Origin of the sequence: Actinoplanes sp. TFC3 (assembly GCF_001553785.1) — a bacterium.
Taxonomy (GTDB): Bacteria; Actinomycetota; Actinomycetes; order Mycobacteriales; family Micromonosporaceae; genus Actinoplanes.
On sequence record NZ_LOJP01000002.1, the window covers coordinates 564539 to 572117 of the forward strand.

A 7579-nucleotide genomic window follows, 5' to 3' on the forward strand; every position below is an offset into this window, starting at 1 on the left:
GGGCTACTTTACGTTCACCTCGTGGCAACCTGCGACCTCTAGCTTCCTCTCCGTGACCGTGACCGGTGAGAGCGCCGACGTCGGCACCGACCCTCTCGAACCTGCCCTGATGGCACCGCTGCGCCGCGACCTGACCTGGGCACGGGTGCAGGAGATGAGCCAGTCGGTAGGGCACCATGACGACGCCCTGCTGCACCGGATCCGGGCGACCGCCGCCGTACGCCGCGGCACCCGCATGATCAAGGTGCTGTCCGCCGCCCAGCTCGCCGGTCACCTGGCGGGCTGGCTGCCATCCGGCTTCTGCTTCCGCGCCTGCGACGTCGCGCACCTGCGGATGCCCGCCGAGCTGGCCATGCTGCGCGCTGACGGCACGCCAGACGACGGGGTCGCCTATGCGCTGCGCTGGCGGGCCACCGATCCGAAGGACTTCGAGATCCCGATGGGCGGGGTGCAGGCCGGGCTGCCCGCGGTGCCGGCGCATTCCCGGGTGGGCCCGATGGTGCTGGGCACCGGGTTCGTACCCAGCACCGACGACCTGATCCCGGAGTTTGTGACCACGGGGTTCGCCGACCTGCCGCTGCCCGCGAACGCGCAGTTGCTGGCCTATCCGGGGACCGGCGACGAGGTGGTGCTGTACTCGTACCAGCCGGAGCAGCACGGATGGTTGCGGCTGGCCGGTCCACGATGGCGGCACCTGCTGGAGGGCATTCCCGGCGTCAGCCCCGACCGCGAGTACGTGCCGTGCACCGACGCCGGGTCGGCCCGGCTGGTGGGCCGGATCAACGAGCACGAGTATCAGGCCGTCGCGGATCCGCCCGAGGAGTTCCGGGTACGAGCACTGACCCGCGCGGCCCGTTACCCGGTGCAGACCCTGTCCCGCCGCGCCGAGCAGGCCCACTGGCGCAACGTCGCCGTGTGGGTGTTGCAGCGCGACGATTCGTGGGCCCGGCTGCGCCTGATCCGCCCGGACGCCGACGCCATCAACGCGGTCGGCGCCCGCTGCTACGAACGCGGCGTGTACGAGGTGTGGGCCCCGGTACGCGAGCTGGCCGACCACCACATCGCCGAGTTGCCGTACGAGATATAGAAAAGCCCTGAGCCAGGCTCAGGGCTTTTCCGGGTTGTCGATCAGCTACGGGTGAGCTTGGCCTTCACCGACGACCACTTGCTCTGCTTGTCCGCCCAGTCCCAGGCGATCGCGTCCACGTAGATCGTGCCCTTGGCGAGCCCGTTGACCTTCACCGACCACTTGCCCTTGGCGGGCTTGACCGCGATCGGCACGCAGTTGTTGTAGTCGGTCTCGGTGTAGACCCGCTTCCACTTCTTCTGCGGGGTGTAGCAGTACACCTTGCTGCCGGAGATGCGGCTGACGAAGACGTACACGTACGGCACGCCGGAGCCCTTGTCGCTCACCGTGCCGGTGACGGTCTTCCAGGACTTGATCCGGTTGCTGCTGGCCGGCTTCTTCACCTTGACGACCGGCGCCCAGGAGTCGGTCTTCAGGGTGACGGTGGCAACGGTGTACGCCGACGTGGCGCCGTACTTGTTGTAGAACGTGGCCTTGAGGGTGATCTTGCCCTTGACCAGGCCACCGTTCTTGCGGTGGTAGTACAGGCCGGTGAACGACTGGTTCTTCGGCTTGACCCAGTTGGTGTAGCCGTCGCCCCAGTTGAAGTTGATCTTCGTGGTGCCGGCCGGCACGCCACTCAGCGTGATCTTGACCTTCTGGCCGGACCAGAGGCTGGTCTTGTCCAGCTTCCACTTGCCCGGCGTGGTCACGGTGACGACCTTGGTCGCCTTACCGACGTTGCCGGCGGCGTCCTTCACACTCAGCGTGACCGTGTACTTGCCGTTCTTGGCGTACAGCTTGTTCACCGGCGCCTGCCCGGAGGCCCGCAGCGTGGTGGAGGTGCCGTCGCCCCAGCTCACCGAGCGGGTGATCTGCTGCCACGGCGTGGTGTTGTCGGTGACCGAGCCCTGGGTGAAGGTGACCTTCTGGCCGGCCCACAGCGAGGTCGTGTTCAGCGAGAACGCGCCCTTGGGAGCGGTCTTGTCCGGGGCCGGCGGGGTCACCGGCGGCGTGGACGGGTCCTGCGTCGGCGTCGAGGGGTCCTCGGTCGGCGTGGACGGGTCCTGCGTCGGCGTCGAGGGGTCCTCGGTCGGCGTGGACGGGTCCTGCGTCGGCGTAGACGGGTCCTCCGTCGGTGTCGACGGGTCCTCAGTCGGCGTGGACGGGTCCGGAGCCGGCGTGCTGGGCTCCGGGGTGGTCGGCTCGGGTGCCGGCGTGGACGGCGTGTCGGCCGGCTCGTCGCCCAGCACCGCGGCGGCGTCGGCAACCGAGTCCCGGCCGGTGTCGGCGAGGGCGGGTGCGGCACCGGCACCGCCGGCGAGCAGAGCACCGACGACGACGGCCAGCAACGGCCGCGTGAGGCGTGCGTTCAAGGCAAACTCCTCTTGAGGGGTATGACCCTGACGGAAGAGACAGAAATCCGGTACGCCGAAACGTCAGAACGCCGCCGTACCGATGAAACGCTAGCGTTTCCCCCGTGGTCGGCGCTGAAGGTACCCGATGAAAGCAACGCCGATCAATCCGATTCCCAGCCAAAAATGAGGAAGAGGGTCCCGCCACACCGGCGGAACCCCCTCCAAATGCTCAATTAGGACCCGAGGCGCTCAAGTTCCTCCTCGATGACCGACGGGTCGAGCTTGCGGAACACCGGCTTGGGCGCGGCCAGCGGCGTGCCGGCCACCAGCTCCACCGGCCCCCACTTCGCACCGACGGTGTAGTCGCCGGTGAGCACCGGGTAGGCCGGGCCGCCGTCGAGATCGTCGACCTCCTCGATCGACGGCATAGGCGCGTGCACCCCGGTGCCGCCGAGCAGCTCGAACACCTTCTGCGCCGAGTGCGGCAGGAACGGGGTCAGCAGCGTGTTGGCATCGCTGACCACCTGCAGCGCGACGTGCAGGACGGTGCCCATGCGCGGCTTGGACGCCTCGTCCTTGAGCTTCCAGGGTGCCTGGTCCGAGAGGTATTTGTTGGCCTCGGCGACCACACGCATGGCCTCACCGATCGCGGCCTTCTGGCGGTGCTTGCCGATCAGCTCGCCGACCGTGGCGAACCCGGCCTTCGACACCTCCAGCAGCGCACGGTCCTCATCGGTCAGATCGAGCGCCTCCGGGATGGCCCCGAAGTTCTTTGCCGCCATCGAGATCGAGCGGTTGACCAGGTTGCCCCAGCCGGCCACCAGTTCGTCGTTGTTGCGCCGCACGAACTCGGCCCAGGTGAAGTCGGTGTCGTTGGACTCCGGCCCGGCCGCGGCGATGAAGTAGCGCAGCGCGTCGGCGTCGTAACGCTCCAGGAAGTCGCGCACGTAGATGACCACCCGGCGCGAGGAGGAGAACTTGCGGCCCTCCATCGTCAGATACTCGCTGGAGACCACCTCGGTGGGCAGGTTGAGCGCGCCCAGCGAGCCCGGCTTGCCGCCCTTGTCGCCCTCGCCGGAATAGCCGAGCAGCAGCGACGGCCAGATCACCGAGTGGAAGACGATGTTGTCCTTGCCCATGAAGTAGTAGCCGCGCGAATCGGCGTCCTGCCACCACTGGCGCCATGCGTCCGGGTCGCCCGAGCGACGGGCCCACTCGATCGAAGCCGACAGATACCCGATGACCGCGTCGAACCAGACATAGATCCGCTTGTCCGTACGATCACGCCAGCCCTCCAGCGGGATCGGCACCCCCCATTCGAGGTCGCGGGTGATCGCCCGCGGCTGCAGGTCCTCCAGCAGGTTCTTGGAGAACTTGAGCACGTTGGGCCGCCAGCCCTCGCGGGCATCGAGCCACTTGCCCAGCGCCTCGGCGAAGGCCGGCAGGTCAAGGAAGAAGTGCTCGGTCTCGACAAACTCGGGCACCTCACCGTTGATCTTCGAGCGCGGGTTGACCAGTTGTTCCGGGTCGAGCTGGTTGCCGCAGTTGTCGCACTGGTCGCCGCGGGCGCTGGCGTAACCGCAGATCGGGCAGGTGCCTTCGATGTAGCGGTCGGGCAGCGTGCGCCCGGTGGACGGGGAGATCGCCCCGAGCGTGGTCTTCGCGACGATGTAGCCGTTCTCGTGCAGCCCGCTGAACAGCTCCTGCACCACTGCGTAGTGGTTCCGCGTGGTCGTACGGGTGAAAAGGTCGTAGGAAAGGCCGAGCCCGCGCAGATCCTCGACAATCACCCGGTTGTAACGGTCGGCCAGCTCACGGGCGGTGACCCCCTCGGCGTCGGCCTGCACCTGGATCGGCGTGCCGTGCTCGTCGGTGCCCGACACCATGAGCACGTCGTGGCCGGCCATCCGCATGTACCGGCTGAAAACGTCGGAGGGCACCCCGAAGCCGGAGACGTGACCGATGTGGCGCGGGCCGTTGGCATAGGGCCAGGCGACCGCGGCGAGAACGTGACTCATGAGGTCCAAGCGTAGTGACTGCGCCCCCGGCTTTGTGAGCCGCCTTTTTGTCCGACACGCGGTTTATCTCCCTGACTGGTGACCGGACCCGTAGTCCAATGGGAGCCATGACCGGAGACGCGCCGCAGCCTGGGCAAACGCCACGCAGCGAGGGCAACACGTGGACCTGGTCGGACCCGGGCACCGGCGCCTGGTGGCGTGGCGACCTCGGCCCCCAGGAACCGCCGCCGGCCACGCGCGCCAAGCCCTCCGGCGGGGAGGCCGCGACCCTGGAACCGCCCAAGCAGGCCCAGCACACCGGGCAAGCCGCGGCCGCCCACGAGGCAGGCATGCAGGACGTCACCGCCGCCCTGCTCAAGACCCCGCCGGAGACCAAGGGCGCCGAATCCCCACACGACAAGGTGGACGACGAGCGGTTCAACAGCGAGGGCACGACTTCCTCGTACGCCGCCCGCACGGTCGCCGAGCCGCAACCGGTGGACCCCGAGCACGAGCCCACGATCGTCGACCTGCTGGCCGCCCTGCCGGCCGAGGACACCCGCCCGGCGCCGGCCCAGACCGCGCACATCGAGGGTCAGACCGTCGAGAACCGGCCCACTGTCGTGCTACCCCGGTTCCGCCGTGCGAAGGACGATCAAGCAAGAGCAGACCGGAAACTGCAGGATGCGGTACGAGCAGAGCGCACGGCCGCGCTCCTGGAAACCTCCCCGTTCTGGCGCACCGAGGAGGAACGCGCCGCCGATGCCGCCTGGCCGCCCCAGGCCACCCGCGAGAAACTGGCGCACCCGCCGCGCCGCAAGCCCCGCGATCCCCGGCGACCGCTCGGTGGCCTGATCGCGCTGCTCGCCCTCGGTCTGGTGGCCGCGTTCTTCTCCTGGGTCAGCGCCGAGCCGTTCTGGCTGGCGGTGGGACACGGGCAGGAGGGCACCGCGGTGGTCAGCCGGTGCAGCGGGTCGGGCGTGACGCAGCGGTGCATGGGGACGTTCACGGCGGACAGCGGGGCTTACGCCGTACAGGATCTGGCTCTGCTCGGGGTGCAGCCGGGTCAGAAGGCCGGCGGTTCGGTCATGCCGGCCCGGATGGTCAGCATGACCAGCCGCCAGGCGTTCACCGGGGAGACCGGGCTGCTGGTCCACTTGCGCTGGACCCTGGGTTTCCTGCTGGTGATCATCTGCGGGCTGGGCATCGCCGGGCTGACCGGGGCCAGGCGGCTGGAAAACGCGCGGGCCCGGCGCGGCGCGGTGCTGCTCAGCCTGGCCGGGCCGCTCGTGCTGCTGGCCGGCTTCCTGGTCGCCACCTACTGAGTGGCCAGCTACTGACTGGCGTGCACCAGCTCGTAGACCTCGCGCTTGCGTAGCCCATGGGCGTCGGCCACGGCTTGGATCGCATCGCGGCGGGAGTCCCCGGCGGCCTCACGTTCGGCCACGGCTGCCCGCAGATCCTCGTCGGCTGGGCGTTCGGCAGGGCCGGCTGGTGCTCCGGCAACCACCACGGTGATCTCGCCGCGCGGTTCACTTCCGGCGGCCCAGACGGCGAGCTCACCGAGGGGACCGCGGCGAATTTCCTCGTACGTCTTCGTCAGCTCCCGGCAGACAGCGGCCTCGCGCCCTTCTCCGAACACGCTCGCAAAGTCCTGCAGCGCGCCGGTGATGCGGTGCGGCGCCTCGAAGAACACCAGCGTGCGCGGCTCGGCCGCCAGCTCGCGCAGCCGGGCGCGGCGCCCCGAGCCCGAGCGCGGCAGAAAGCCCTCGAAGCAGAACCGGTCGCTGGGCAGCCCGGACAGCGCCAGCGCCGTGGTCACCGCGCTCGGCCCCGGCGCCGCGGTGATCGGGAAACCGGCATCCAGCGCCGCGCGGACCAGGCGGTATCCCGGGTCCGACACGCTCGGCATGCCGCCGTCGGTCACCACCGCCACGACCGCCCCGCCGCGCAGCGCCGCCACCAGGTCCGGCGTACGCCGTTCCTCGTTGCCCTCGAAGTACGACACGATCCGCCCGCCCACGTGCACCCCGAGGTCGCGGGCCAGCCGGATCAACCGCCGGGTGTCCTCGGCCGCGACCACGTCGGCGCTTGCCAGCACCTCGCGCAGCCGGGCGGAGGCGTCGCCCACGTTGCCCAGCGGCGCACCGACCAGCACGACCCGCCCCGGACCACTTTCGGTTACGCCCTCAGTCACCCAAGGAGTCCACCACACGCTGCGTCTGTTTCTCACCAGGGGCCAGGTCCGCCTACGATCGCGGGGTGACTTCGGCGACAGCTGAGACTGAGACCCCCACCGCCCCGCCTGCGGACGAGACCAGGGAGGCGGCGGCCGGAGGGCTGCGCGGCGTCCCGGAGTCCGTGCGGACCCGGCTTGCCACGCTCGACAACTGGCTGAACCCGTACTCGTGGGTGGTCACGGCGCTGATCACCGGCGTCGCCGCGATCCTGCGGCTGGTCGGTCTGACCCACCCCAAGGGCTACATTTTCGACGAGGTCTACTACCCGACCGATGCCTGGGACATGCTGCAGCACGGCGTGGAGTGGGACGAGAAGACCAACGGCCCGGCGTACGTCGTGCACCCGCCGCTGGGCAAGTGGCTGATCGCCGCGGGCGAGAAGGTCTTCGGCAACAACGAGCTCGGCTGGCGCTTCCCCGCGGCCATCGCCGGCACGCTGATGATCCTCATCCTGATCCGGGTTGCCTACCGTCTGTTCCATTCGATCGTGCTGGCCGGCGCCGCGGGCCTGCTGATGACCCTCGACGGCTTCCAGCTGGTGCTGTCGCGCACCTCACTGCTCGACATCTTCCTCGGCCTTTTCGTCCTGATGACCTTCGCGGCGCTGCTGCTGGACCGCGACCATTACCGGCGCCGCTGGCTACGCACGCTGGAAAGTGGCTACGACCCCGCCTCCGCGCGGTCGCTGCCGCGCATAGTGCCGTGGTGGCTGCTCGCCGCCGGTGTCGCCTTCGGCCTGGCCTGCGGTGTCAAGTGGAGTGCGCTGTTCTTCGCACCGTTCTTCGGCCTGCTCGTAGTTGTGTGGCGGGGCCCGGCCCCCCCCCCCCCCCGGGGGGGCCCCCCCCCCCCCCCCCGCCCGCTCGGTGATCTGGGGCACCCGGGGGTCCGCCTCGCCCCCCCCGTGGTCTTCTTCCCGTC

General features: G+C 69.6%; 6 protein-coding genes. 3 read left to right on the plus strand and 3 right to left on the minus strand.

The features are described 5' to 3' along the window. Positions 1–52: 52 nt before the first annotated feature. Entirely contained in the window at positions 53–1087 is a 1035-nt protein-coding gene (locus TFC3_RS29665) for a hypothetical protein (protein ID WP_067508650.1), read from the plus strand. Positions 1088–1128: 41 nt separating this feature from the next. On the opposite strand, the gene TFC3_RS38880 is transcribed toward TFC3_RS29665, so the two are convergent. Both TFC3_RS38880 and metG read right to left on the minus strand, forming a co-directional pair. Then, on the minus strand, positions 1129–2442 hold the full coding sequence (locus TFC3_RS38880) for a PKD domain-containing protein (protein ID WP_067508652.1): 1314 nt from the start codon (positions 2440–2442) through the stop codon (positions 1129–1131). A gap of 215 nt (positions 2443–2657) precedes the next feature. Further along, positions 2658–4442: a methionine--tRNA ligase gene (metG, locus tag TFC3_RS29675; protein WP_067508654.1), complete on the minus strand. Its 1785-nt coding sequence runs from the start codon at positions 4440–4442 to the stop codon at positions 2658–2660. A gap of 107 nt (positions 4443–4549) precedes the next feature. On the opposite strand from metG, the gene TFC3_RS29680 reads away from it, so the two are divergent. Then, positions 4550–5746, plus strand: coding sequence for a hypothetical protein (locus TFC3_RS29680; RefSeq protein ID WP_067508656.1), 1197 nt, complete (start codon positions 4550–4552; stop codon positions 5744–5746). A gap of 8 nt (positions 5747–5754) precedes the next feature. On the opposite strand, the gene rsmI is transcribed toward TFC3_RS29680, so the two are convergent. After that, entirely contained in the window at positions 5755–6618 is an 864-nt protein-coding gene (gene rsmI / locus TFC3_RS29685; protein WP_067508658.1) for a 16S rRNA (cytidine(1402)-2'-O)-methyltransferase, read from the minus strand. A 65-nt stretch (positions 6619–6683) separates the two neighbouring features. Between rsmI and TFC3_RS29690 the strand changes: the two genes are divergently transcribed. Further along, on the plus strand, positions 6684–7579 hold an 896-nt coding region (locus TFC3_RS29690; protein ID WP_153040600.1), incomplete at its 3' end, for a glycosyltransferase family 39 protein.